This window comes from Lysobacter sp. CC-YZS074, from assembly GCF_056739745.1.
Map to the genome: position 1 here is coordinate 2,627,735 of NZ_CP200301.1, position 24,911 is coordinate 2,652,645.

Below are 24,911 nucleotides of genomic sequence, written 5' to 3' on the forward strand. Positions count from 1 at the left end.
GATGCTGGAGGCGCGGTTCGCCGACCCGTCCGGTGCGGTGCGCTGGACCGCCCCGGGCTTCGAATACGTCGAGCCCGAACCGCTGCCCACCCCGCCGAGCGTGGAAGAGCTGCAGGCGCTGGAGAACGCCGCGCGCGAGGAAGGCTACGCCGCCGGCCACGCCGAGGGCCTCGCCGCCGGGCAGGCCGAGATCCGCCGCCAGATCGCCCAGATGGAGGGCATCCTCGACGGCTTCACCCGCCCGCTGGCCCGGCTCGACGCCGAGGTCGCCGATGCGCTGGGCGAGCTGGCCGTGCGCATCGCCGGCTCGCTGCTCGGCCGCACCTACGCCGCCGATCCGACCCTGCTCGCCGACCTGGTGCGCGAGGCGCTGGACGCGGTCGGCACCAGCAGCCGCGAGATCGAACTGCGCCTGCATCCCGACGACCTCGGCGTGCTGATGCCGCACCTGGCCGGCCTCAGCGGGGTGCGGCTGACCGCCGATACCGCGCTCGCCCGCGGCGAACTGCGCCTGCACAGCGAGAGCGTGCGGATCGACGGCACCCTCGCCGCGCGCCTGCAGGCCTGCCTGGATGCCGTGGTGCAGGGCACCGGGAGCGCCGCCGCATGACCACCGTGGCCGCCGAACACTGGCAGGAAGCGCGCAACCTGCGCCTGGCCGCGCGCCTCGACGCCGCCAACCCGCAGCCGCCGTCGCTGGGCCTGGCACGCGAGGGCGTGCTGCGCCGCGCGGTCGGCCTGACCCTGGAGGCCTCGGGCTGTTCCGCCCCGCTCGGCTCGCGCTGCCGGGTCGAGACCGCCGGCGGGCGCTGGGTCGACGCCGAAGTGGTCGGCTTCGCCGGCGACCGCACCTTCCTCATGCCCACCGCCGACCTCGCCGGCCTGCTGCCGAACGCGCGCGTGGTCTCCACCCCGCAACAGGGCGAGGTGGCGGTCGGTGAAGGCCTGCTCGGCCGCGTGATCGACAGCGACGGCGTGCCGCTCGACGGCCGCGGGCCGATCCGTTCGGAAAGCTGGGTGGGCCTGGGCGGCACCGCGATCAACCCGCTGATGCGCGAGCCGATCACCCGCTCGCTCGACGTCGGCGTGCGCGCGATCAACGCCCTGCTGCCGATCGGCCGCGGCCAGCGCGTCGGCCTGTTCGCCGGCTCCGGCGTCGGCAAATCGACGCTGCTGGGCATGATGACCCGCTACACCGCCGCCGACGTCATCGTCGTGGGCCTGATCGGTGAACGAGGCCGCGAAGTGCGCGACTTCGTCGAAAGCACGCTCGGCGAGGACGGCCTGCGCCGCTCGGTGGTGGTCGCCACCCCGGCCGACCGCCCGCCGCTGGCGCGCCTGCACGGTGCGCTGCGCGCCACCGCCATCGCCGAGTGGTACCGGGACCAGGGCTTGCATGTGCTGTTGCTGATGGATTCCCTGACCCGCTTCGCCCATGCCCAGCGCGAGATCGGCCTGTCGGTCGGCGAGCCGCCGACCACGCGCGGCTACCCGCCGAGCGTGTTCGCCAAGCTGCCGGCGCTGGTCGAGCGCGCCGGCAACGGCGCCGACGGCCGCGGCTCGATCACCGCGTTCTACACCGTGCTGACCGAGGGCGACGACCAGCAGGAGCCGATCGCCGACGCCGCCCGCGCGATCCTCGACGGTCACATCGTGCTGACCCGCCGCATCGCCGATGCCGGCCAGTACCCGGCGATCGATGTCGAGGTGTCGGTCAGCCGCGTGATGCAGGACATCACCGATCCCGCCTGGCGCGAGCGCATCCGCAAGCTCAAGCGCCTGATGGCGGCCTACAACGCCCAGCGCGACCTGATCGCGATCGGCGCCTACCAGCGCGGCAGCGACCCGATCGTCGACGAGGCGCTGGCGCGCTGGCCGAAGATCCTCGACTTCCTCGGCCAGGACGTGCGGGAGGCCTCCGACGTCGAGGCCAGCCGCGCCGCCCTCGCCCGCCTGCTCGACGACAGCCGTGACGTCGCCGCGCCGGCCCCACAACAGACGACCTTGCAGGAGACCTCCCGATGACGCGATCGCAGCGCCTGGATCCGCTGTTGCGGGTCAAGCAGCAGCAACAGGACGAGGTGGCCCGCGAGGTCGCCGAGCGCGACCGCGCCCTGGCCGAGCAGGAGCAGCGCCTCGCCGCGCTGCGCCAGTACGCCGCCGAGTACGCCGCCCCGGCGGCCAGCCTCACCAACCCCGCGCTGCTGGCCAACCGGCTGGCGTTCCGCGAGCGTCTGGACGCCGCCGTCGCCCAGCAGACCCGCGTGGTCCACGACACCCGCCAGCACTGCGATGTCGAGCGCGCCCGCCTGCTGCTGGCCAGCCGCGAGACCCACGTGCTGGAGAAGCTGTCGGCCAGCTACCGCGCCGAGGAGTCGCGCGCCGCCGACCAGCGCGTGCAGCGCGAGCTCGACGACCTCGGCGCGCGCCGTGTGCGCCTCGCGCCGGGCGCCAGCGCCGGCAACGAGGAGGAGGTGGCGTCGTGATCGCCTCCGGCCTGGGCACGACCGCGGCGGCACCGTCACCGGCGCCGTCCGGCGCACCGGCGGCATCCTCGTCGGGTGAAGCCGGCCAGGGAGAATTCGACCGGTTGATGAACCCGCCCGCCGGGGCGGACGCCCGGCCTGCGCGCTCCGGCGCCGGCAAGCCGTCGTCGCAGGCCGGCGCCGACCGGACCGCCAAGGTCGACGCCGCCGCGCCGGAAGACGCCGCCGACCCGGCAGCCGCCGACGCGAGCGCCGACGCCGACGCCGACGCCGACGACAGCGAAGCCGTTTCCGCCGACGCCGCGCTCCCGGACCAGCTGCTGGCCCTGATCGGCGGCTGGCCGGCACCGTCGGCAACGGCCAGCGCGGCCGCGGCATACGTGGCCACCGCCGGGCAGCCGGGCACGGCCGCCGGCACCGCGCCGGGGCCGACTCCGCTGCTGCCGTCGCTGGCCGGCGCCACCGACGGCGCACTGCCGGTACTGCCGGCCGGCGACGCCGCCCAAGGCGGGGCACCTGCCGCCAACGCCCTCGCGATGCCCGCGCTGGCCGCGTCGGCGGCGACCGGAGCGGGCACGGCCGCGGCTGCTGCGACCGACGCCGGTGCCACCGGGGCGATCCCGCTGGTCGACTTCGCCCAGGTGCTCGACCAGGCCGTGGAGGCGAACGCCGGCGACGCGAACACCGGCCTCGAAGCCGTCGACCGCACCCTGCCGGGCGCGACCATCACGGCCCCGGCCGCCACCGCCGCCCGTGCGGTCGCCGCCACCGGCCAGGAACCGATCGCCTTCCCGGCCGACCCGGACGCCGGATTCGACGACGCGTTCGGCGCCCGCATCGGCTGGCTGGCCGAGCAGCGCATCGGCCGCGCCGAGATCCGCCTGAACCCCGACCAGCTCGGCACCATCGACGTGCGCCTGCAGATCGACGGCACCCGGGTCAGCGCCGAGTTCCACTCGGCCCAGGCCGACGTCCGCCACGCCCTCGAAAGCAGCGTCGGCCGCCTGCGCGACATGCTCGGCCAGCAGGGCCTGCAGCTGGCCCACAGCGATGTCGGCCACGGACGCGGCGATGGCCGGGGCGGCGGATCGGCCCAGGGTGGCGGCGAGCCGTCGGCGCTGGAGCCGGGCTTTGCGGAGCGCCCCGCCGTCATCCGCTCGCGCGGGTTGCTGGACGAGTACGCCTGACGCGGCGGCCCGATCGCGGCAGGGAACGGGGCCGGATTCCGATACCCGGCGCCCGCGCCAATCTCCGGGCTTCTGTAGGAGCGGCTTCAGCCGCGATCGGCTGATCGTTCGCCCGCACCCGTCCCACCATCGCGGCTGAAGCCGCTCCTGCAAAAGCCCATGTTTTCGCGGTGAACCGGCTACTGGGTGAACCAGCCACCTGGTAGGAGCGACGTGAGTCGCGACCCGCCGAACCCGGCAGGAACGCCGGGAACCCGCCTTTCGCGGGACCACCCCGGCAAGCCGCTTCGGACGCCAACCCGACGGCCCGGGCCTGCGTCGCTTGCGGCCGCGCGGCGGCCGCAGCCCCCGCGTCAGCCACCGGACACCGAGCGGTTCAGCCTCGCGTCAAATCCCCGGCGGACGCCCCGGCGCCCGGCGCGGCACACGCCTTGCATCGACACCGGCACCACCGATCCGGAGTGCCCCGCGTGTCCGCCCAGAGTTCCGCCGTCCCCGCCGCCAAGGCCAGCAAGCTGCCCTGGATCATCGTCGCCGTGCTGTTGCTGGTGGTGGCCGGCGGTGCCGGCTGGTGGTTCATGCAGTCGCGTGCCGCTCCCGAAGGTGATGCCGCCGAGGCCGGGAAGTCGACCCCGGCCCGCCTGCCCGCGCAGTACTACCCGCTGGAACCGGCCTTCGTGGTCAACCTGGCCGACACCGACGCGGTGCGCTACCTGCAGGCCGACGTCCAGATCATGACCCGCGACCCCGCCACCGCGACTGCGCTGGAGCTGCACACCCCGGCCATCCGCAACCGCCTGCTGCTGCTGTTCGGCCAGCAGTCGGCCGAGCAGCTGGCCCAGCGCAGCGCCAAGGAGCGCCTGCAGGAAAAGGCGCTGGCCGAGGTCGTGGCGGTGCTGCGCGCCGAAAGCGCCGCCGACAAGGTCGAAGCCGTGCTGTTCACCAGCCTGGTCACCCAGTAACCGAGCCCGGAAGCGACCCACGCATGAGCGCCGACCTGCTTTCACAAGACGAAATCGATGCCCTGCTGCACGGCGTCGACAGCGGCGCGGTCGATACCGAGGACGCCCCGCCCGCGCCCGGCGAGGCGCGCAGCTACGACTTCGCCAGCCAGGACCGCATCGTCCGCGGTCGCCTGCCGACGCTGGAGATGATCAACGAGCGCTTCGCCCGCACTTGGCGCATCGGCCTGTTCAACCTGCTGCGGCGCTCGGCCGACCTGTCGGTGCGCGGCGTCGACCTGATGCGCTTCGGCGAGTACATGCACTCGCTGCAGGTGCCCAACAACCTCAACATGGTGAAGATGAAGCCGCTGCGCGGGACCGCGCTGGTGGTGTACGAGCCGCGGCTGGTGTTCACCGTGGTCGACAACTTCTTCGGCGGCAACGGCAAGTACCACACCCGCATCGAGGGCCGCGAGTTCACTCCGACCGAGATGCGCGTCATCCAGCTGCTGCTCAAGCAGACCTTCGCCGACCTGGTCGAGGCCTGGGCGCCGGTGATGCCGGTGGAGTTCGAATACATGAACTCCGAGGTCAATCCGCACTTCGCCAACATCATCAGCCCGCGCGAGTACATCGTGGTCAGCCGCTTCCACGTCGAGCTGGAAGGCGGCGGCGGCGAGTTCCACATCTCCATCCCCTACTCGATGCTCGAGCCGATCCGCGAGCAGCTCGATGCCGGCCTGCAGAGCGACCGCGTCGAACGCGACGAAGGCTGGACCAAAGCGATGCGCAGCCAGCTGCAGGACGCCGAGGTCGAACTCGCCTGCGCACTCGCGCAACGCCAGATCAGCCTGCGCGAGCTGTGCCAGCTCAAGGTCGGCGACGTGATCCCGATCGACCTGCCCAAAACGGTGCAGCTGCAGGTCGAACAGATGCCGCTGTTCACCGGCGAGTTCGGCAGCCACAACGGCCGCAACGCCGTGAAGATCCACTCGATCCAGCCCGCCCGCACCCTTCCCTCCTTCAGCCTGCTGCAGATGCCATGAACAACGACACCCACAACTTCGCTGCCGAGTCCGATGCGGCCCGTGCGTCGTTCGACCAGCTGACCGCCGAGGGCGTCGGCGGCGCCGACCTCAACCTCGACGTGATCCTCGACGTCTCGGTATCGCTGTCGCTCGAGGTCGGCCGCGCGCGCATCCCGATCCGCAACCTGCTGCAGCTCAACCAGGGCTCGGTGGTCGAACTCGAGCGCGCCGCCGGCGAACCGCTGGACGTGTTCGTCAACGGCACCCTGATCGCCCAGGGCGAGGTGGTGGTGGTCAACGACCGCTTCGGCGTGCGCCTGACCGACGTGGTCAGCCCGGCCGAGCGGATCAAGCGGCTGCGATGAAACCCTCACCGATCGGCGCCGATTCGGTCGGCGCGGCCCAGACCTGGCCGCTGGTGGGCGTCGCCGCCTCGCCGGTGGTCGAACCGCTGGCCGGCCACGCCGACGGCGCACCGGCGACGGCGACCGCTTCCCGCGATGCCGCCGTGGCCGGCACCGGCAAGGCCGTGAACGATGGCGCCGACGCCGCTGCGGTGGGCGCTGCCGCCGTGCCGCACGAAGACGCTACGCCCCGGGCCGACGCCACCGCCGCGGCGAACATGACCGCTGCGGAACCCCCCGTGGCCAAAGGCGCCGGACTCGCGGCATCGAACGCGCAGGCGCCTGCGGCCGCACCCGTCCTGCCCGCCCACCCGGCGGCCACCAGCGCCACCACCCAGGCATCCGCCGCCCCCGCCTTCGCCGCCCCGCAAAGCAGCGCCGGCATGGTCGGCACCACCGTGGTCACGCTGCTGCTGGTGATCGGCTTCATCCTGCTGCTGGCGTGGCTGGCCAAGCGCATGCCGGGCCTTGGCGGCGCCAGCAACCCGGCGCTGAAGGTGGTCGGTTCGCTGGCGCTCGGCCCACGCGAACGCGTGGTCGTGGTCGATGTCGGCGGCACCCAGCTGCTGCTGGCCACCGGTCCCGGCGGCACCCGCACCCTGCACACCCTCGAACAGCCGCTGCCGGTGGTGACGGCCTCCCCGTCGCCGTTCGCGCAGGTGCTGGCGCAGCAATTCGGAAAGAAGAAGCCGTGATGGCCACCCGACAGATCATTGCCCGCAAGGGCCGCGCCGCCGACGGCGCGATGGCGCGGCTGCTGCGCGTATGCATGGGGCTGGCGTTCGCGCTGGCGCTGATGTGCTTCATGGCCCCGGCCGACGCCCAGACCGCGCCGGCCAACGTACCGCCACCGGCCGCGTCGTCCGCGGTGCCGGGCGTCACCCAGCCGCTGCCCGACGTCACCGTCGGCCAGGTCGGCGGCGAGCCGGTCAGCATGCCGCTGCAGGTATTGCTGCTGATGACCGCGATCACGCTGCTGCCGGCGGCGTTGCTGGGCATCACCGCGTTCACCCGGATCATCATCGTGCTGGGCCTGCTGCGACAGGCGCTCGGCACCGGCCAGACCCCGAGCAACCAGGTGCTGCTGGCGCTCGCGCTGTTCCTGACCGCGATGGTGATGACGCCGGTGTTCGACCAGGCGTGGGCCGCCGGCATCTCGCCCTACCTCAACGACCAGATGGAGTTCCGCCAGGCCTGGACCGCGGCGCTGGAGCCGTTCCGCGGTTTCATGCTGGCGCAGATCCGCGAGAACGACCTGATGACCTTCGCCGGCCTGTCCGGCACCGGTCCGTACGCGAGCCCGCAGGACGTGCCGTTCGGCGTGCTGGCCGCGTCGTTCCTGACCAGCGAGCTGAAGACCGCGTTCGAGATCGCGTTCCTGATCTACATCCCGTTCGTCATCATCGACCTGGTGGTGGCCAGCGTGCTGATGTCGATGGGCATGATGATGCTGTCGCCGATGATGATCTCGGCGCCGTTCAAGATCCTGCTGTTCGTGCTGGTCGACGGCTGGGTGCTGGTGGTCGGCTCGCTCGCCGCCAGCTTCAACGTCTGAGGCCACGACGATGACCCCCGAAGTCGCCATGACCGAGATCGGCCGCGGCCTGCAGATGGCCCTGCTGCTGGGCGCCCCGCCGCTGCTGGCGGTGCTGACCATCGGCGTGTTGGTCGGCATCCTGCAGGCCGCCACCCAGATCAATGAACAGACCATCGCCTTCGTCGCCAAGGCCATCGCGCTGGTGGCGGTGCTGGCGATGACCGGGCACTTCCTGCTCGGCCGGCTGGTGTCGTTCACCACCGACCTGTTCCACCGCATCCCGCACCTGATCGGCTGAGCCGGCCGTTGCGCAGCGCCTGATGGATCCGGTCACCGCCACTACCGTCGACGGGCTGAACCTGTTCGGCATGCTCGCCGCGGTGCTGTGGCACCTGCTGCGCATCGGCGCGGCGCTGCAGGTGCTGCCGATGATCGGCGGACGCGGCATGCCGGTGCGGGCGCGGATGATCCTCGCGCTGGCGCTGTCGGCGGCGATGTCGACCCTGCTGCCGGCACCCCCGCCGGCCGCGGTGGACGCCGCGACCGTGCTCAACGTGGTGCGCGAGTTCGCCGTGGGGATCGCGCTGGGGCTGGTGCTGCGACTGGCGTTCGAGGCCGGGCAGTTCGCCGGCGAGCTGATCAGCCAGGGCATGGGCCTGTCGTTCGCGACCATGGCCGATCCGCTCAGCGGGGCCTCGTCGAATGTGTTGTCGCAGTGGTTCTTCCTGGTGTTCGGCCTGCTGTTCTTCGCGGTCGACGGCCACCTGGCGCTGGTCCACCTGCTGGCCGACAGCTACCGGGCGCTGCCGATCGGCACCCCGCTGGCCGACGTGAACGACTTCCTCGCCGCGCTCCCGGCATTCTTCGGCACCTGCCTGCGGGTCGGCCTACTACTGGCGCTGCCGGTGATGATGGCGCTGCTGGCCAGCAACCTCGCCTTTGGCGTGCTCTCGCGCGCGGCCGCCTCGCTCAACCCGATCCAGATCGGCCTGCCGGTCGCCCTGCTGGTCGGCCTGGTCCTGCTGACGCTGCTGGCACGGGAGCTGCAGGGGCCGGTGCAGCGGCTGTTCGAGGACGCCTTCCTCGCGGCGCGCGCCCTCACCCCCTGACCACCGCACCCGCGAGGCCGGTACGCAATGGCGAGCGAAGACAAGGACGACCGCACCGAACAACCTACCGAAAAACGCCTTCGCGAAGCCCGCGAACGCGGCGACGTCCCGCGCTCGCGCGAGCTCGGCAACGTCGCCGTGCTCGGGGCCGCCGCGCTGGCGTTGATGGTGACCGCCTCGTCGCTGGGCAACGCCGGCCAGGGATGGCTGCGCGGCGCGCTCACCCTCGACCCGGCGCTGCTGGGCCACCCGGACCGGCTGCTCTCGCACAGCGCGCGGCTCGCCATCGGTCTGGTGCTGCCGGTGCTGCCGATGCTGCTGGCCGCCCTGCTGGCCTGCCTGGTCAGCCCGGCGCTCCTGGGCGGGCTGCGGTTCTCCAGCAAGTCGCTGCAGCCGGACTTCAAGCGGCTCAACCCGATGGCGGGCCTCGGCCGCATGTACGGCAAGGACGCGCTGGCCGAGCTGACCCGTTCGCTGCTGCGCGTGCTGCTGGTGCTGGGCGTCGGCGGCATGATCATCTACCGCGGGTTCGACGCCCTGCTGGCAATGCCCGGCATGTCGCTGGAGGACGCCATCGGCAGCGGCCTGGACACCGCGCTGTGGGCCCTGCTGGCGATGGCCGGCTCGCTCGGCCTGCTGGCCGCCATCGACGTGCCGTGGCAGCACTACCAGCACCGCAGCAAGCTGAAGATGACCAAGCAGGAGCTGCGCGACGAGTTCAAGGAGATGGAGGGCAACCCCGAGGTCAAGGCCAAGGTCCGCCAGATCGCCCACCAGATGTCGCAGCGCCGGATGATGGAGGCGGTGCCGACCGCCGACGTGGTGGTCATGAACCCGACCCACTACGCGGTGGCGCTGAAGTACGACGCCGGCAACATGCGCGCACCCAAGGTGGTGGCCAAGGGCGTCGACGAGATGGCGCTGGCGATCCGCGACACCGCCGAGAAGCACCGGGTCGCGGTGCTGGAGGCCCCGCCGCTGGCCCGTGCCCTGTACCGGCAGTCGCAGGTCGACCAGGAAATTCCGGTCAAGCTCTACGCCGCCGTCGCCCAGGTGCTGTCCTACATCTACCAGCTCAAGCGCTGGCACCCGGCCCACGGCCCGGCGCCGACGCTGTCGGACATCGACGTCGGCGCCGACGGCGCGCCGGACCCGGCGGAGTAGCCCCCCGCCGGCCGGCCACGGCGTCCCTTCCATCGCCGATGGCCGCTCTGGCACGCGTCTTGTATCGGTAGGCGCAGGTCGAGCAGGAATCCCCGGTGAATCGCTACGCCGCTGTCCTTCAGGAGCTTTCCCCCCTTTACGCCGCAAGGCGCCGGCACCCGTCCCAGGAGACGACGGCGACGGCGACGACGGCGGCGGCGCCGGCGCGGGTCGCGGCAGGCGCGGATGGCACGGCCGTCGGCGACGGGGAGCCGTCGCGATGAGCCAGCCCAGCCGGTTTTCCGGCATCGCCGCCTCGGTGCGCAGCGGTGCCGCCGCCCCGGTGATCGTGCTGGCGATGCTGGCGATGGTGGTGGTGCCGCTGTCGCCGCTGCTGCTGGACGGCCTGTTCACCATCAACATCGCGCTGTCGCTGGTGGTGATGATGGCGGTGGTCTACGTCAAGCGGCCGCTGGAGTTCTCGGTCTTTCCATCGGTGCTGCTGATGGTGACCCTGCTGCGGCTGGCGCTGAACGTGGCCTCCACCCGCGTGGTGCTGCTGCACGGCCACGAGGGCCCGGGCGCGGCCGGCCACGTGATCGAATCGTTCGCCCAGTTCGTGATCGGCGGCAGCTACGCGGTCGGCATCGTGGTGTTCGCGATCCTGACCATCGTCAACTTCGTGGTCGTCACCAAGGGCTCGGGGCGCATCTCCGAGGTGTCGGCGCGCTTCATCCTCGACGCCCTGCCCGGCAAGCAGATGGCGATCGACGCCGACCTCAACGCCGGCCTGCTCTCGCGCGAGGACGCCAAGGCGCGCCGCGAGGAGGTCCGCGAGGAAGCCGACTTCTACGGCTCGATGGACGGTGCCAGCAAGTTCGTCCGCGGCGACGCCATCGCCGGCCTGCTGATCCTGGCGATCAACCTGATCGGCGGCATCGCGATCGGCCTGCTGCAGCACGACATGGGCTTCGGCGACGCCGCGTCCACCTACACCCTGCTCGCGATCGGTGACGGCCTGGTGGCGCAGCTGCCGGCGCTGCTGATCTCCACCGCGGCGGCGATGCTGGTGACCCGTGCCACCCGCGAGCAGGACATGGGCCCGGCCGTGCGCAAGCAGGTGTTCGGGCAGAAGCGCGCGGTCATCGTCGCCGCCCTGCTGATGGGGCTGGTCGGCATCGTGCCGGGCATGCCCAACATTCCGTTCCTGCTGCTGGCGGCGGTGCTCGGCTACGCCGCCTGGCAGTTGCACAAGCGCGAGAACACCCAGGCCCGCGTCGCCGAGGAGTCGACCGAGCTGGCGGCCGCGCCGACCACCGCCGAGCTGAGCTGGGACGAGGTGCGCCCGGTCGAGCCGCTGGCGCTGGAGGTCGGCTACAAGCTGATCGCGCTGGTCGACAAGGCGCAGGGCGGCGAACTGCTGGCGCGCCTCAAGGGCGTGCGCCGCAAGCTGACCCAGGACCTGGGCTTCCTGATCCCGGCCGTGCACGTGCGCGACAACCTCGAACTGGCACCGGGGCACTACCGGATCCTGGTCCACGGCGTACCGGTCGCGACCGGCGAGCTGCACCCCGACCGCGAACTGGCGCTCGACCCCGGCCGCGTGTTCGGCCCGCTCGACGGCATTCCCGGCAAGGACCCGGCGTTCGGCCTGGACGCGGTGTGGATCCAGAAGAACCAGCGCGCGCACGCCGAATCGCTGGGCTACACCGTGGTGGACGCCGCCACCGTGGTCGCCACCCACCTCTCGCACCTGGTGCGCGAGCGCGCGTCCGAACTGCTCGGCCACGAGGAGACCCAGCAGCTGCTCAACAGCGTCGGCAAGGCGACGCCGAAGCTCGTCGAGGAATTGACGCCCAAGCTGCTGCCGCTGTCGGTGGTGGTGCGGGTGCTGCAGTCGCTGCTGATCGAGAAGGTGCCGCTGCGGCAGATGCGGCAGATCGTCGAGGCCCTGCTGGAGCACGGCGCCCACACCCAGGACCCGGCCACGCTGACCGCCGCGGTGCGCACCACGCTGGGCCGCTTCATCGTGCAGGAGCTCAACGGGCTCAACCCGGAGCTGCCCGTCTACACCCTGGCGCCGGCGCTGGAACGGGTATTGCAGGACTCGGTCAACGGCCAGGGGGCCGCGCTGGAACCCGGACTCGCCGAGCGGCTGCACCAGAACCTCAGCGATTGCGTGACCCAGCAGGAAGGCCGCGGTGAACCCGCGGTGCTGCTGGTACCGGCGGGCATCCGCGCGACGATCGCGCGGCTGGTCCGCCACAGCGTCCCCGCGCTGTCGGTGCTGGCCTACACGGAAGTGCCGGAAGACAAACGGTTGCGCCTGGTCGGCGCAATCGGCTGAACAGACAAGAGCAGCACCGCGCAGGCGGTGCGGAAGAACACAAAGCCGGCACGAGCCGGAGCGGCCAGGGGTAGTTGATGAGAATCAAGCGATTCATTGCCAGCGACATGCGCACCGCGTTGCGCATGGTCCGCGACGAACAGGGTCCGGATGCGGTGATCCTGTCCAACCGCCCCTGCGCGGAGGGCGTGGAAGTGGTCTCGGCCACCGACTACGACGAGGCGCTGGTGCACCAGGCGCTGCGCGCCGCCGCACCGGGCATCGCCACGCCGTCGCTGCCGTCCGCCGCGCCGGCACCGGTCGCGCCGAACGCCGCCGCGTCGGCTTCGATCGCGACCGCGACTCCGGCTCCGGCCGCCGCGCCGGCCGCCCAGCCGCTGCCGGCCTTCGCCACCGCCAGGGCCGGCGCCGCATCCACCGCGGCGACCCCGCCGTCGGTCCGCGAGACCCTCGCCAGCCGCGCCCGCGCGGTGTTCAAGATCGGCGATGCGATCCGCCCGGCGTCGAACGAGCCGACCCTGGCCGAACTCACCGCCGACGCGCCGCCTACCGAAACCGCCGCTGCCGCGCCGGCGGCCATGCCGCACGCCGACGTGGCGGCGGCCGACGCCGGCGCGAACCGCTTCGACGCGATGATGGCCGCGCTCGGCGCGCCCACCAGCGCCGCGGCCGAAGCCGAACCCGCGGATGACGTGGTCACCTTCTCCGGCGCCGCACGCCACGCGGCCGCCCGGGTTTCCCCGCCTGCGTCGTCGCGGCCGTCAGCGGAGCAGGATGCCCCGGCGACGGTCGCGGCTGCCCAGGTCCCGCAGGTTGCACACGTGCAGGAGCCCGTCGCGCCCGCGCCGAAGCTCGAACTGAGCCTGGAGCCGCTGGCCGAACGCGAGCCCGGGCCCGACTCCGCGCCGCAACCCGAAACCGACGCCGCCGCCTCCGACACCGCTCCCCGCCTGCAGGTCGTCCCGCGCTGGGACGCCGACCCCGCGGTGGCCGCCATGCGCGAGGAGCTGGCCACCATGCGCCAGCTGATCGAGCGCGAGATGGGCCAGTTCGCGGTCGAGCGCCTGCGTGGCTCGCCGGCGCGCGCCGCCGCGTTCGACACCCTGCTCGGCTACGGCTGCGACGAAACCCTGGCGCAGACCCTCGCCGCGAAGATCGACCCGGCGCTGGACCCCGCCCGCGTGCACGCCCCGATGCTGGCCGAACTGGCGCGGATGCTGACCATCGCCCGCGAAGAACCCATCGATGACGTCGGCGGCAACAACAACGTCATCGCCCTGGTCGGCCCGACCGGCGCCGGCAAGACCACCACCGCGGCCAAGATCGCCGCCCGCTTCGCCGCCCGCCACCGCGCCCGCGACGTGGCGCTGGTCACCACCGACTTCGAACGCGTCGGCGCCTGCGAGCAGCTGCACGCCCACGGCCGCCGGCTCGGCATCACCGTCTGCGAGGCCAACGGTCCCGAGGCGCTGCAGCAGACCCTCGACCAGTTGCAGGACTACCCGCTGGTGGTGGTCGACACCGCCGGCTACGGCGCCCGCGACCGCGCCCTGCTCGGCCAGATCACCTGGCTGCGCGCCACCCGCAACCTGCGCAGCCTGCTGGTGCTGCCGGCCAACAGCCATCCGCACGACATGAACGAGGTCGTGCGCCGCTACCGCATGGCCGGCCCGGAGGGCGTGGTGCTGACCAAGCTCGACGAGACCGGCCGCCTCGGCGCCGCCCTCTCGACCGTGATCCGCAACGGCCTGAGCCTGGCCTACACCACCGCCGGACAGCAGGTCGCGACCGACCTCGCCCGCGCCGATGCCTCCCATCTCGTGCTGCTACTGGAGAAATTGCGCCGTGCTGCCGATAACCCCCTTGCCACCGAGGATCGTCATGCCGTCGCCTGACCACAATCCCGCTTTCCAAGCGACGCAGCCGGGCGCTGCGCCGGCGCCCGTGCGCGTCATCGCGGTCGCCAGCGGCAAGGGCGGCGTGGGCAAGACCAGCGTCTCGGTCAACCTTGGCCTCGCCCTGCAGAACGCCGGCCAGCGCACCCTGCTGCTGGACACCGACCTGGGCCTGGCCAACGTCGACGTGATGCTCGGCCTGTCGCCGCGGTTCACCCTGGCGGACGTGTTCGCCGGCCGCTGCGAACTCAAGGACACCCTGCTGGAAGGCCCGCGCGGCATGTGGATCGTGCCCGCCGCCTCGGGCAAGCGCCACATGACCGAGTTGCTGCCGCAGCAGCACGTCGGCCTGGTGCACGCCTTCAGCCAGCTCGACGTGCCGATCGACACCATGGTGGTCGACAACGCCGCGGGCATCGCCGACGGCGTGCTGACCTTCTGCCAGGCCGCGCAGGACGTGGTGGTGGTGGTCTGCGACGAACCGGCCTCGGTCACCGACGCCTACGCGCTGATCAAGGTGCTCAGCCGCGACCGCGGCGTCAGCCGGATCCAGATCCTCGCCAACCAGGTCCAGCACGTGGCCGAGGGCCGGCAGCTGTTCGACAAGCTGCAGCGGGTCACCAGCAAGTTCCTCGACGTCACCCTGAACTACCTCGGCGCGGTCCCCCGCGACGAATGGCTGCGCCGCGCGGTGCAGCGCCAGGAAGCGGTGGTCGACGCGTTTCCGTCGGCGCCGGCCTCGGCCGCCTTCCGCGACATCGCCCGCCGCGCCGGGCAGTGGCAGAGCCCGCCCGGCCCCCGCGGCCACGTCGAGTTCTTCATGGAGCGGCTGATCGCACAGCCCGCCCGGAGTGCCGCCGCATGAGCGCCGTCGCTGCCGCCTACCGCGCCCACCAGCCGACCGACGCCTCGCGCGACGCGGCGCTCATCGTCGAGCGCCACGGCGAGCTGGTGCGCCGCATCGCCCACCACCTTGCCGCGCGCCTGCCGGCCAGCGTCGAGGTCGACGACCTGATCCAGGCCGGCATGCTCGGCCTGATCGGCGCCGCCCGCAATTTCCAGGCCGACCAGGGCGCGGCGTTCGAGACCTACGCATCGATCCGCATCCGCGGCGCGATGATCGACGAGATCCGCCGCGGCGACTGGGTACCGCGTTCGGTGCACCGCCGCTACCGCGACGTGGTCGCCGCCACCCGCGCGGTCGAGCAGGACACCGGCCGCGCCGCCACCGCGCAGGAAGTCGCCGCCCAGCTGGAGGTGCCGCTCGACGAGTACCACCGGATGCTGGAGGACGCCGCGCGCGGCCAGCTGATCAGCCTCGACGCGCACCTGGAGGAGCACGACGGCGAGCCGCGCCTGGCCGCCACGGGTGCCGCCAGCCCGGCGCGCGAGTTCGAGCACACCGCCTTCCGCGAAGCCCTGGGTGGCGCCATCGGCGACCTGCCCGAACGCGAGCAGCTGGTGCTGTCGCTGTACTACGAGCAGGAGCTGAACCTGCGCGAGATCGGCGCGGTGCTGTCGATCAGCGAATCCCGCGTCTGCCAGATCCACGGCCAGGCGATGTTGCGCCTGCGCGCCCGCCTGGGCGACTGGCGCGAGGAAGCGCGGCTCGACGACGACTGAACCGCACCGACCGCCACCCTGCCTCATCGCTTTGCCTGCCCACCCCGCCTTCCCGCTGCACGAGCCTGACCCATGGACAAGAACATCCGCATCCTGATCGTCGACGACTTCTCGACCATGCGCCGCATCGTCAAGAACCTGCTCAACGACCTGGGCTTCTACAACACCACCGAGGCCGACGACGGCTCCACCGCGTTGGTCGAGCTGCGCAAGGGTCCGTTCGACCTGGTCATCACCGACTGGAACATGCCCGGCATGCCCGGCATCGACCTGCTCAAGGCGATCCGCGCCGACGCCGCGCTGGCCAAGACCCCGGTGCTGATGGTGACCGCCGAGGCCAAGCGCGAGCAGATCATCGAGGCCGCGCAGGCCGGCGTGAACGGCTACGTCATCAAGCCGTTCACCGCCTCCACCCTGGGCGACAAGCTGGGCAAGATCTTCGAGCGCCTGGAGACCGCGGCGTGAGCAGCGTCGCCACCGGCGCGCCGGACGGCAAGACCCTGCCGGTGCAGGACCGCCAGCTGATCACCAAGCGCCTGCACGCGGCGCTGTGGGCGCTGGAGCACGACGACCACGCCGGCTGGCGGGCCAACGTCGACGAGCTGATCCAGTGGCGCACCCAGCCGTTCGTGCAGGGCCTGGCACGGATCGCGCGCGAGCTGGAGCTCGCCCTCGGCGACGGCGGCGACGCCGGCAACCGCGGTTCGCTGCCCGACGCCTGCGCCCGGCTGGAGCACGTGGTCACCCTGACCGAGACCGCCAGCATGCGCACGCTCGACCTGATCCAGGAGTGCTCGGGCCTGCTCGGCCGCCTGCAGTCCGGCGATGCCAGCCAGGCCGACGCGGTCGCCGGCATCCGCGAGCGGCTGTCGGAGATGACCGCCGCGCAGGGTTACCAGGACCTCACCGGGCAGATCATCCTGCGCGTGGTGGAGCTGGTGCGCGCGGTGCAGGAAGGCCTCGGCGACGTGGCCGGCCCGGCCGAGCCGCTGCACCTGTCCAGCCGCGGCAACGGCCCGTCGATCGCCGGCATCGACCCGGCGCCGGCGACCCAGGACGACGCCAACGAGCTGCTGTCCTCACTGGGGCTGTGACCATGAATGCTGCGTTCGACGACGACACCGGCAACGACATCTGCGCCGACTTCCTGATCGAGGCGCGCGAGATCCTCGACCAGCTGGGCGAGCAGATGGTCGCGCTCGAGCGCAGCCCCACCGACCGCGAATGCCTCAACGCGGTGTTCCGCGGGTTCCACACGATCAAGGGCGGCGCCGGCTTCCTCGACTTCGCACCGATGGTGGCGATCTGCCACGCGGTGGAGGACCGGCTCAATGCCGCCCGCAGCGGCGAGGTGCCGCTCGATGCCGACGCCTTCGACGGCGCGCAGCAGTCGCTCGACCTGCTGGTCGACCTGCTCGACTGCGTGGCCGCCGGCGAGACCCTGATGCCGGCGCCGCAGGCGCTGCTCGACGGGCTGCGGGCGGGCGGCGGCGGCGCGGCGGCGGCGACGCCGGGCGTGCCGGCCGACGCACCGGCGGGCGACGGCCTCGACGACCTCGATTTCGAGGCCCTGCTCGACAGCCTGCACGGCTCGGGCGGCATTCCCGGCACGGTCGAGGCGAACCCGGCCGCGAACACCGCAACGGCCGGCGACGCGCCGTCCGCACCGGCGCCGGCACCGCCACCCGCGCCGCGCCCGGCCGAACCGGCGCCAGCGCGCAAACCCGCGCCCGCCGTGCACCAGGAAGACCCGACCGTGCGCGTCGACGTGCGCCGGCTCGACGCGATGGTCAACCTGGTCGGCGAGCTCGTGCTCGCCCGCAACCGGCTCAAGACCATCCGCCCGCGCCTGCGCGACGACGAACTCGACCGCGCGGTGACCACGCTCGACGCCGCCACCTCGCGCCTGCAGTCGGCGGTGATGATGGCGCGCATGCAGCCGGTCGGCCGGGTGTTCTCGCGCTTCCCCAAGCTGGCCCGCGACGTCGCCCGCCAGCTGCAGAAAAAGGTCGAGCTGGAAGTCATCGGCGCCGAGACCGAGCTCGACCGCAACCTCGTCGAGGCGCTGTCGGACCCGCTGGTGCACCTGGTCCGCAACGCCATCGACCACGGCATCGAAAGCCCCGATGCCCGCCTCGCCGCCGGCAAGCCGGCGCAGGGCCAGGTCGTGCTCAGCGCGCAGCAGGAAGGCGACCACGTCGCCATCGAGGTGCGCGATGACGGCGCCGGCATCGACCCCGACAAGATCCGCGACAGCGCGGTACGCAAGGGCCTGATCGACGCCGAGGCCGCCGCGCGGCTGTCGGGCGACGAATGCCTGCAGCTGATCTTCATGGCCGGCTTCTCCACCCGCACCGAGGTCAGCGACCTGTCCGGCCGCGGCGTCGGCATGGACGTGGTGCAGTCGAAGATCCGCGAGCTCTCCGGCGAAGTGCAGATCCAGTCCGAGCCCGGCCGCGGCAGCCGCTTCCTGATCCGGGTGCCGCTGACGCTGGCGATCCTGCCGACGCTGTTGATCGAGATCGAGGGCGACGTGTACGCGCTACCGCTGGTGCGCGTGGTCGAAGTGCTCGCCCACGGCCCCGGCGAGGCGATGCAGGTCGACGGCCAGACCGTGCTCGACCTGCGCGAACAACCGGTGCCGCTGCTGTCGCTGCGGCGCTGGCTCGGCCTGGGCGAGACCGCGCTGTCGGAGTCCACCGCAGTGGTGCTGCAGTCCGGCGAGCAGCGCTTCTGCCTCGCCGTCGACAGCGTGCGTGGCCGCGAGGAAGTGGTGATCAAGGCGCTGCCCAAGACCCTGCGCGGGCTGGCCGGCTACGCCGGCGCAAGCCTGATCGGCGACGGCCGCATGGCGCTGATCCTCGATGTCGACGCGCTGTACCGCACCGGCGTGCGCGGCGGGCGGTGATCGGCTGAGTGTGGGGGTGTGCGGGGCAAAAAGGTAACGGGGAGCGAAGCCTTCGCTCCGGGTAGGAGCGACGTGAGTCGCGACCTGTACATCGCCTCCAGCCTTCGGCGGGTCGCGACTTACGTCGCCCCTACAAAGAAGGCCACTGGCCTTTTGTAGGAGCGGCTTGCATCGACACGGGCGCCGGCACGCGCAGCAGCCGGCTTCCCGTCGTGACCACCGTCAACAACCCGCCACCGGCCGCTCAAGTAACCCGCCCGCGAACCGTTAATTCGATCAATGGACAGACTCAGCGTCATCGGAATCGTACTTGCGCTCGGCTCGCTGGTCGGCGGCAGCGTGCTGAAGGGCGCGGGCCTGTCGGGCCTGTGGTCGCCGGCGGCATTCGTGATCGTGGTGCTCGGCACCATCGCCGCGGTGCTGGTGCAGACGCCGATCGCGACCTTCAAGCACGCGCTGAAGATCGTGCGCTGGGTGTTCCGTCCGCCGGCGCATGACCACGAGGCGCTGATCGCCCGCATCGTCGAGTGGAGCGGCACCGCGCGGCGCCAGGGCCTGCTCGGGCTGGAATCGGAGGTCGAGTCCATCGACGACGCGTTCCTGCGCAAGGGCCTGCAGATGGTGGTGGACGGGCTGGAGCCCGAGTCGATCCGCCAGATGCTCGAGATCGAGATGGAAGGCCAGGAGCACCGCGACCTCGCCGCCGCCAAGGTGTTCGAGGGCGCCGGCATCTACTCGCCGACCATGGGCATCATCGGTGCGGTGCTCGGGCTGATGGCGGTGATGAAGAACCTCGCCGACCCGAGCAAGCTCGGCCACGGCATCGCCGCCGCGTTCACCGCGACCATCTACGGCATCGGCATGGCCAACCTGGCGCTGCTGCCGATGGCGGCCAAGATCAAGGGCGTGGTCGGCGGCCAGACCCGCGAGCGCGAAATGGTCATCGAAGGCCTGATCGCGATCGCCCAGGGCGAGAACCCGCGCAACATCGAGGCGCGGCTCAAGGGCTTCCTGCACTGATCCGGCCATGGCGCGCAGAAAGCACAAGCACGAAGATCACGTCAACCACGAAGCCTGGGCCATTCCCTACGGCGACCTGCTGACGCTGCTGCTGGCCTTCTTCGTGGTGATGTACGCGATCTCCTCGCTCAACGAGGGCAAGTACCGCGTGCTGGCCGACTCGCTGTCGTCGGCGTTCGGCGGCCAGCCGCGCACGATCTCGCCGATCCAGTTGGGCCAGACCCAGCTGCGCGGCTCCTCGTTCGACCGGCCGTCGATGCAGACGCCCGATTCCAAGTCCGGCCCGTCGGCGGCCGCGCCGATCGATTCGCCGCGCCTGCTGCAGGTGCTGGACATGCCGACGTTCGGCCAGCAGGCACGGATGACCCCCGCGGTGGCCCAGCGTGGCGGCGAAGGGCAGCAGCGCGAGCAACTGCACTCCATCGGGCGGCGCATCGAGGAGGCGCTGTCGGACCTGGTCCGGCAGAAGCTGGTCACCGTGCGCCGCGGCGCGACCTTCCTGGAGGTCGAGATCCAGAGCGACATCCTGTTCGCCAGCGGCGTCGCCACGCCCAGCGCACTGGCCGTCGAAACCGTGCACCGCCTGGCCGAGGTGCTGCGCGAGGAGCCCAACTCGGTGCGGGTGGAGGGCTATACCGACAACCAGCCGATCCGCACGGTGCAGTTCCCGTCCAACTGGGAGCTGTCGGCCGCGCGCGCCGGCAACGTCGTCCACGAGCTGATCGACGCCGGCCTGCAGCCGGACCGGCTGGCGGTGGTCGGCTTCGGCGAGCACCAGCCGGTGGCCGACAACGCCACCGTCGAGGGCCGCAACGCCAACCGCCGCGTGCTGCTGGTGATCCTGGCCGCACCGCAGGGCCCGGACGCGATCACCGCGCCGCTGCCGCCGGTGGTGGCCGATACCGGCGAGGCCGCGGACGGACGCACCGCCGACGCCGCGGCCGCCGCCGAACGTATCCCCTCAACCATCCCGCCGCCGAGCGTCGTCGCCGGCGGCACCTCCGGCCTGGGAGCCCCCTGACATGCAGACCTGGGCAATCGCCAACCAGAAGGGCGGCGTCGGCAAGACCACCACCTCGCTGTGCCTGGCCCGCGGGCTGGCCTCCAGCGGCGCGCGCGTGGTGCTGATCGACCTCGACCCGCACGCGTCGCTGACCCGCGCCTTCGGCATCCCCACCGACCCGCCGCCGACCGGCAGCCACGACCTGTTCGACACCAGCGGCGCGAGTGAACTGCGCTCGCTCGCGCGCGGCACCGCGATCAATGGCCTACTGCTGGTCGCCGCGCAGCCGGCGCTGGCCACGCTCGAGCGCCGCGGCGCCACCCAACCCGGCCTGGGCCTGTCGATCGGCCGCGCCCTGCACGCCGCGCGCGGAGCGTTCGACTACGCCGTGCTCGATTGCCCGCCCACGCTCGGCCTGCTGATGGTCAACGCGCTGGCCGCCGCCGACCGGCTGGTGATCCCGACCCAGACCGACCCGCTCGCCCTGCACGGGCTGGCGGACATGCTGCGCACCGCCGACATGGTCGAGCGTTCGCGCCGCCGGCCGCTGCCGCGCCACATCCTGCCCACGCTGTACGACCGCCGCACCAAATCGGGCGTGCAGAGCCTGGAGCAGCTGCACGACCGCTATGAGGGCCGGGTCTGGCCGCGCGCGGTGCCGATGGACACCCGCCTGCGCGACCCCGCCACCCTCACCGCGCCGGAGCCGCCCAGCGGCCGCGGCGCCGACGCCTACCACTCCGCGCTGACCTGGCTGCTGGACGCGCTGCCGCCGCAGCAGGAGGCCGCGTGAAGAACCCCGTGGTCGACGCCTACCTCGACGAGTTGCTGGTCGACCTGGAAGCGGCGGAGCGGCCGACCGACGCCACGCCGGCCGCGATGCCGGAAGCCTCGGTGACGGCGGTGGCTTCGCCGGAGCCGGCACCGGTGCCGGCGCTCGCGCCGCCCGCGCCGCCCGCGCCACCCGTTCCATCCGCCGCCATCCCGCCGGTTCCACCGCCGGCCGCCGAGCCCGCCCCGATGTCGTTCGCGCCCACCCCCATCGCTCCCGCCACGCCGGTGGCGCGGCCGGCCCCGATGCCGCATGACGCCGGCGACGCCACCCCGCGTCCGCGCGCAGCGGCCACCAGCCGCTGGCTGCGCGTCGGCATCGGCACCGACCACTACGCGTTCGAGCTGCTGCGGGTGCAGGAGGTGGTGCGGGTCGCCCCGATCGTTGCCATGCGCGGCGCCGCGCCGTCGGTGCTCGGGGTGATGAACCTGCGCGGCCGGATCGTGCCGGTGTTCGACCTGGGCCGCTGGCTCGGCGGCGCCGACGTGGTGACCAGCGAGCATTCGCGCATCGTCGTGGTCGAGCGCGAGGACGAACTGATCGGCGTGCTGGTAACCCGCGTCGAGGACGTGGCGACCCTGGGGCGCGAACACATCGAACCGCCGCTGATCGGCAGCGATGCCGGCGCCATCGTCGGCATCGCCCGGGTGGGCCGCAGCCCGACCGTTCTGCTGGATGCGAACGCGCTGTTCGATTGAGCCCGGTGGACCGGCCGCACCCCTCAAGTCCGCCCGGCCGCCGCCGTTAAACCTCTCGACCACCCCTTCGCCGCGCCGCCGCCATGACCCAACTGTCGCTGCAATCCGATCTCGGGATCGAGCACGTCGCCGAGCTGCAGGCCGCGCTGCTGCCGCACCTGGACGACGACAACCCGCTGCAGCTGGCGGGCGACCAGGTCCAGCGCGTCCACGCCGCCGGCCTGCAACTGCTGCACGCCTTCGTACGCGACCGCGCCGCCGCCGGCCGCAGCACCATCGTCACCCTCGCCTCGCCGATCCTGGCCGACGCGGCGCGCTCGCTCGCGCTCGCCGCCAGCCTCGGCGTCGACACACCCACTGGAGACCCCGCGTGAGCGCCAACCTGCTGATCGTCGACGATTCCACCTCCATGCGGCAGATGGTCGCCTTCGCGCTGTCGTCGGGCGGCTACACCGTCAAGGAAGCCGAGGACGGCCAGGCCGCGCTCGACATCGCCAAGACCGCGAAGTTCGACGCCGTCGTGACCGACGTCAACATGCCGCGCATGGACGGCATCGAGCTGATCCGCCAGTTGCGCCAGCTGCCGAACTACAAGTTCACCCCGCTGCTGATGCTCACCACCGAGTCCGGCGGCGACAAGAAGCAGGAAGGCAAGGCCGCCGGCGCCACCGGCTGGCTGGTCAAGCCGTTCGACCCCGAGCAGTTGCTCGCCACTGTTCGCAAGGTTCTCGGCTGACGCCATGGACATCACCCAGTTCCACGCCGCGTTCTTCGAGGAAAGCCGCGAAGGTCTCGACGCCATGGAGTCCGGCCTGCTGGGACTGGAAGCGGGCGGCAATGGCGCCGACACCATCAATGTGATCTTCCGCGCCGCGCACTCCATCAAGGGTGGCGCGGCCACGTTCGGCTTCGCCGATGTCAGCGACCTGACCCACCTGCTGGAAACCCTGCTCGACGAGGCCCGCAGCGGCCAGCGCTCGCTGGGAAGCGAGGCCATCGGCGTGCTGCTGGAAGCGGTGGACGTGCTGCGCGGGCTGCTGGCGGTCGCCGAACGCGGGGCCGATTCGGGCCGCAGCATCGACCGCGAGGCCCTGGCCCGCGCACGCGCCAACCTGGAGCGGATGCTGAGCGGCGCCGCCGGCGTGGCTGGCGCCGCGCCGGCCGAGGCGGCCAGCAGCCCCGCCGGCCCGGAAAGCTGGCGCATCGGCTTCCGTCCGGAACCGTCGTTGTTCATGAGCGGCAACGACCCGCTGCGGATCCTGCGCGAACTCGAATCCCACGGCCCGGTGCAGGCGACCTGCCTGGACGACCGGCTGCCGCCGTTCACCGAGCTGGACCCGTTCGAGGCCCACCTCGCCTGGGACCTGATGCTGCCCGGCAGCGTGCCGCGCGGCGCCATCGACGAGGCATTCGCCTGGGTCGAGGACCAGTGCGAGCTGTCGATCGAGGCGGTCGCGCCCGCCGCCGCCGCGCCCGTCGCGCCCGTCGCGCCGGCAGCGCCGGTCGACGCCGTGGGCGACGCCGGCGCGTCGCGTCCGACCACCGAAGCCGAGACGTCGATCCGCGTCGCGGTCAACAAGGTCGACGCGCTGATCAACCTGGTCGGCGAGCTCGTCATCACCCAGGCGATGCTGCGCCAGCAGTCCACCGGCCTGGACCCGAACACCCACGAGGCGCTGCTCAGCGGCCTCGACCAGCTCGACCGCAACACCCGCGACCTGCAGGAGGCGGTGATGAGCGTGCGCATGCTGCCGGTCGAGTTCGCCTTCAGCCGCTTCCCGCGTATGGTGCGCGACCTCGCCGCGCGGCTCGACAAGAAGGTGCGCCTGAAGACCCAGGGCGAGGCCACCGAGCTCGACAAGGGCGTGATCGAGAAGATCGTCGACCCGCTGGTGCACCTGATGCGCAACGCGATCGACCACGGTCTGGAGTCGCCGGCCGAGCGCCGCGCCGCGGGCAAGGACGAGACCGGCACCATCAGCATGAGCGCCGCGCACCAGGGCGGCCACATCGTCATCGAGGTCGGTGACGACGGCAAGGGACTGGACCGCGAGCGGATCCTGCGCAAGGCCGCCGAGCGCGGCCTGCCGGTGCCGGCCGAGCCGACCGACGCACAGGTCTGGGACCTCGTGTTCCACCCCGGCTTCTCCACCGCCGACGCACTGACCGACCTGTCCGGCCGCGGCGTCGGCATGGACGTGGTCAAGAGCAACATCGTCGCGCTCGGCGGCCAGGTCGAGATCCGCAGCGCCAAGGGCGTCGGCACCACGGTGTCGATCAAGCTGCCGCTGACGCTGGCGATCCTCGACGGCATGTCGGTCGCGGTCGGCGGCGAGGTCTTCATCCTGCCGCTGAACATGGTGATCGAGTCGCTGCAGCCCGGCCCGGGCGAGGTCAGGACGATCGCCAACGACACCCGCGTGCTGAAGGTGCGCGACGACTACCTGCCGCTGCTCAACCTGCGCGAGCAGTACCGGCTGCCGGCCGATACCGCCGCCAACGCGGCGACCTCCACGCCCATCGCGGTGGTGGTCGAAAGCGACGGCCGCAAGCTGGCGCTGGAAGTCGACGAGCTGCTCGGCCAGCAGCAGGTGGTGGTCAAGAACCTCGAGGCCAACTACCGCCGCGTGGCCGGCGTGTCGGGCGCGACCATACTCGGCGACGGCCGGGTCGCGCTGATCGTCGACGCCGGCGGCCTGGGCCAATCGAACTCCCTGCCCGCGGCCGCCTGAGCGCCGCAAGACCGA

Annotated in this window: 26 protein-coding genes; all 26 read left to right on the top strand. The window is 72.2% G+C overall.

The window, feature by feature from the left end:
- Position 1: 1 nt before the first annotated feature.
- The 26 genes from U8331_RS11930 to U8331_RS12055 all read left to right on the top strand — a co-directional run bounded on the left by U8331_RS11930 (position 2) and on the right by U8331_RS12055 (position 24,896).
- On the top strand, positions 2-610 hold the full coding sequence (locus U8331_RS11930; RefSeq protein ID WP_481132972.1) for a FliH/SctL family protein: 609 nt from the start codon (positions 2-4) through the stop codon (positions 608-610).
- A complete protein-coding gene (fliI, locus tag U8331_RS11935) occupies positions 607-2,025 on the top strand; it encodes a flagellar protein export ATPase FliI (protein ID WP_481131247.1) in 1,419 nt (472 codons plus the stop codon). Before U8331_RS11930 ends, fliI begins: the two co-directional genes overlap by 4 nt.
- Entirely contained in the window at positions 2,022-2,486 is a 465-nt protein-coding gene (gene fliJ, locus U8331_RS11940; RefSeq protein WP_481131248.1) for a flagellar export protein FliJ, read from the top strand. Before fliI ends, fliJ begins: the two co-directional genes overlap by 4 nt.
- Positions 2,483-3,673, top strand: coding sequence for a flagellar hook-length control protein FliK (locus U8331_RS11945; RefSeq protein WP_481131249.1), 1,191 nt, complete (start codon positions 2,483-2,485; stop codon positions 3,671-3,673). The genes fliJ and U8331_RS11945 overlap by 4 nt, the downstream gene beginning before the upstream one ends.
- Positions 3,674-4,143: 470 nt before the next feature.
- Positions 4,144-4,635 carry a flagellar basal body-associated FliL family protein gene (locus U8331_RS11950; protein WP_481131250.1) on the top strand — a complete coding sequence of 164 codons (492 nt, stop codon included), beginning with the start codon at positions 4,144-4,146 and terminating at the stop codon, positions 4,633-4,635.
- Positions 4,636-4,658: 23 nt separating this feature from the next.
- The gene (fliM, locus tag U8331_RS11955; protein ID WP_481131251.1) at positions 4,659-5,663 is read left to right on the top strand and encodes a flagellar motor switch protein FliM; all 1,005 of its coding nucleotides are present in this window, start codon (positions 4,659-4,661) and stop codon (positions 5,661-5,663) included.
- Positions 5,660-6,010 (top strand): flagellar motor switch protein FliN, encoded by a 351-nt coding sequence (gene fliN / locus U8331_RS11960; RefSeq protein ID WP_481131252.1) that lies wholly within the window; start codon positions 5,660-5,662, stop codon positions 6,008-6,010. The genes fliM and fliN overlap by 4 nt, the downstream gene beginning before the upstream one ends.
- The gene (gene fliO / locus U8331_RS11965) at positions 6,007-6,744 is read left to right on the top strand and encodes a flagellar biosynthetic protein FliO (RefSeq protein WP_481131253.1); all 738 of its coding nucleotides are present in this window, start codon (positions 6,007-6,009) and stop codon (positions 6,742-6,744) included. The genes fliN and fliO overlap by 4 nt, the downstream gene beginning before the upstream one ends.
- A 101-nt stretch (positions 6,745-6,845) precedes the next feature.
- Complete coding sequence (gene fliP / locus U8331_RS11970) at positions 6,846-7,604, top strand: flagellar type III secretion system pore protein FliP (protein WP_481132973.1); 759 nt, start codon at positions 6,846-6,848, stop codon at positions 7,602-7,604.
- A 10-nt stretch (positions 7,605-7,614) separates the two neighbouring features.
- Complete coding sequence (locus U8331_RS11975; RefSeq protein ID WP_481131254.1) at positions 7,615-7,884, top strand: flagellar biosynthetic protein FliQ; 270 nt, start codon at positions 7,615-7,617, stop codon at positions 7,882-7,884.
- A 22-nt stretch (positions 7,885-7,906) separates the two neighbouring features.
- Entirely contained in the window at positions 7,907-8,695 is a 789-nt protein-coding gene (fliR, locus tag U8331_RS11980; RefSeq protein WP_481131255.1) for a flagellar biosynthetic protein FliR, read from the top strand.
- A 27-nt stretch (positions 8,696-8,722) separates the two neighbouring features.
- Positions 8,723-9,859 (top strand): flagellar biosynthesis protein FlhB, encoded by a 1,137-nt coding sequence (gene flhB / locus U8331_RS11985; protein WP_481131256.1) that lies wholly within the window; start codon positions 8,723-8,725, stop codon positions 9,857-9,859.
- Between the two features lie 259 nt (positions 9,860-10,118).
- Positions 10,119-12,185, top strand: a complete 2,067-nt coding sequence (gene flhA / locus U8331_RS11990) for a flagellar biosynthesis protein FlhA (RefSeq protein WP_481131257.1) — start codon at positions 10,119-10,121, stop codon at positions 12,183-12,185.
- A 77-nt stretch (positions 12,186-12,262) separates the two neighbouring features.
- Positions 12,263-14,080: a flagellar biosynthesis protein FlhF gene (locus U8331_RS11995; RefSeq protein ID WP_481131258.1), complete on the top strand. Its 1,818-nt coding sequence runs from the start codon at positions 12,263-12,265 to the stop codon at positions 14,078-14,080.
- On the top strand, positions 14,067-14,945 hold the full coding sequence (locus U8331_RS12000) for a MinD/ParA family protein (protein ID WP_481131259.1): 879 nt from the start codon (positions 14,067-14,069) through the stop codon (positions 14,943-14,945). The genes U8331_RS11995 and U8331_RS12000 overlap by 14 nt, the downstream gene beginning before the upstream one ends.
- Entirely contained in the window at positions 14,942-15,703 is a 762-nt protein-coding gene (locus U8331_RS12005; protein ID WP_481131260.1) for an RNA polymerase sigma factor FliA, read from the top strand. Before U8331_RS12000 ends, U8331_RS12005 begins: the two co-directional genes overlap by 4 nt.
- A gap of 72 nt (positions 15,704-15,775) precedes the next feature.
- Complete coding sequence (gene cheY, locus U8331_RS12010; protein ID WP_481131261.1) at positions 15,776-16,168, top strand: chemotaxis response regulator CheY; 393 nt, start codon at positions 15,776-15,778, stop codon at positions 16,166-16,168.
- The gene (locus U8331_RS12015; RefSeq protein WP_481131262.1) at positions 16,165-16,797 is read left to right on the top strand and encodes a protein phosphatase CheZ; all 633 of its coding nucleotides are present in this window, start codon (positions 16,165-16,167) and stop codon (positions 16,795-16,797) included. The genes cheY and U8331_RS12015 overlap by 4 nt, the downstream gene beginning before the upstream one ends.
- 2 nt (positions 16,798-16,799) lie before the next feature.
- Complete coding sequence (locus U8331_RS12020) at positions 16,800-18,611, top strand: chemotaxis protein CheA (protein ID WP_481131263.1); 1,812 nt, start codon at positions 16,800-16,802, stop codon at positions 18,609-18,611.
- Between the two features lie 279 nt (positions 18,612-18,890).
- Complete coding sequence (locus U8331_RS12025) at positions 18,891-19,631, top strand: flagellar motor protein (protein WP_481131264.1); 741 nt, start codon at positions 18,891-18,893, stop codon at positions 19,629-19,631.
- A 7-nt stretch (positions 19,632-19,638) separates the two neighbouring features.
- On the top strand, positions 19,639-20,652 hold the full coding sequence (gene motD / locus U8331_RS12030) for a flagellar motor protein MotD (RefSeq protein ID WP_481131265.1): 1,014 nt from the start codon (positions 19,639-19,641) through the stop codon (positions 20,650-20,652).
- 1 nt (position 20,653) lies between these two features.
- Complete coding sequence (locus U8331_RS12035) at positions 20,654-21,427, top strand: ParA family protein (RefSeq protein ID WP_481131266.1); 774 nt, start codon at positions 20,654-20,656, stop codon at positions 21,425-21,427.
- The gene (locus U8331_RS12040; protein ID WP_481131267.1) at positions 21,424-22,164 is read left to right on the top strand and encodes a chemotaxis protein CheW; all 741 of its coding nucleotides are present in this window, start codon (positions 21,424-21,426) and stop codon (positions 22,162-22,164) included. The genes U8331_RS12035 and U8331_RS12040 overlap by 4 nt, the downstream gene beginning before the upstream one ends.
- Positions 22,165-22,247: 83 nt before the next feature.
- Complete coding sequence (locus U8331_RS12045) at positions 22,248-22,538, top strand: STAS domain-containing protein (protein WP_481131268.1); 291 nt, start codon at positions 22,248-22,250, stop codon at positions 22,536-22,538.
- Positions 22,535-22,900, top strand: a complete 366-nt coding sequence (locus U8331_RS12050; protein WP_481131269.1) for a response regulator — start codon at positions 22,535-22,537, stop codon at positions 22,898-22,900. The genes U8331_RS12045 and U8331_RS12050 overlap by 4 nt, the downstream gene beginning before the upstream one ends.
- Before the next feature lie 4 nt (positions 22,901-22,904).
- Positions 22,905-24,896 carry a chemotaxis protein CheA gene (locus U8331_RS12055; RefSeq protein ID WP_481131270.1) on the top strand — a complete coding sequence of 664 codons (1,992 nt, stop codon included), beginning with the start codon at positions 22,905-22,907 and terminating at the stop codon, positions 24,894-24,896.
- Positions 24,897-24,911 lie beyond the last annotated feature (15 nt).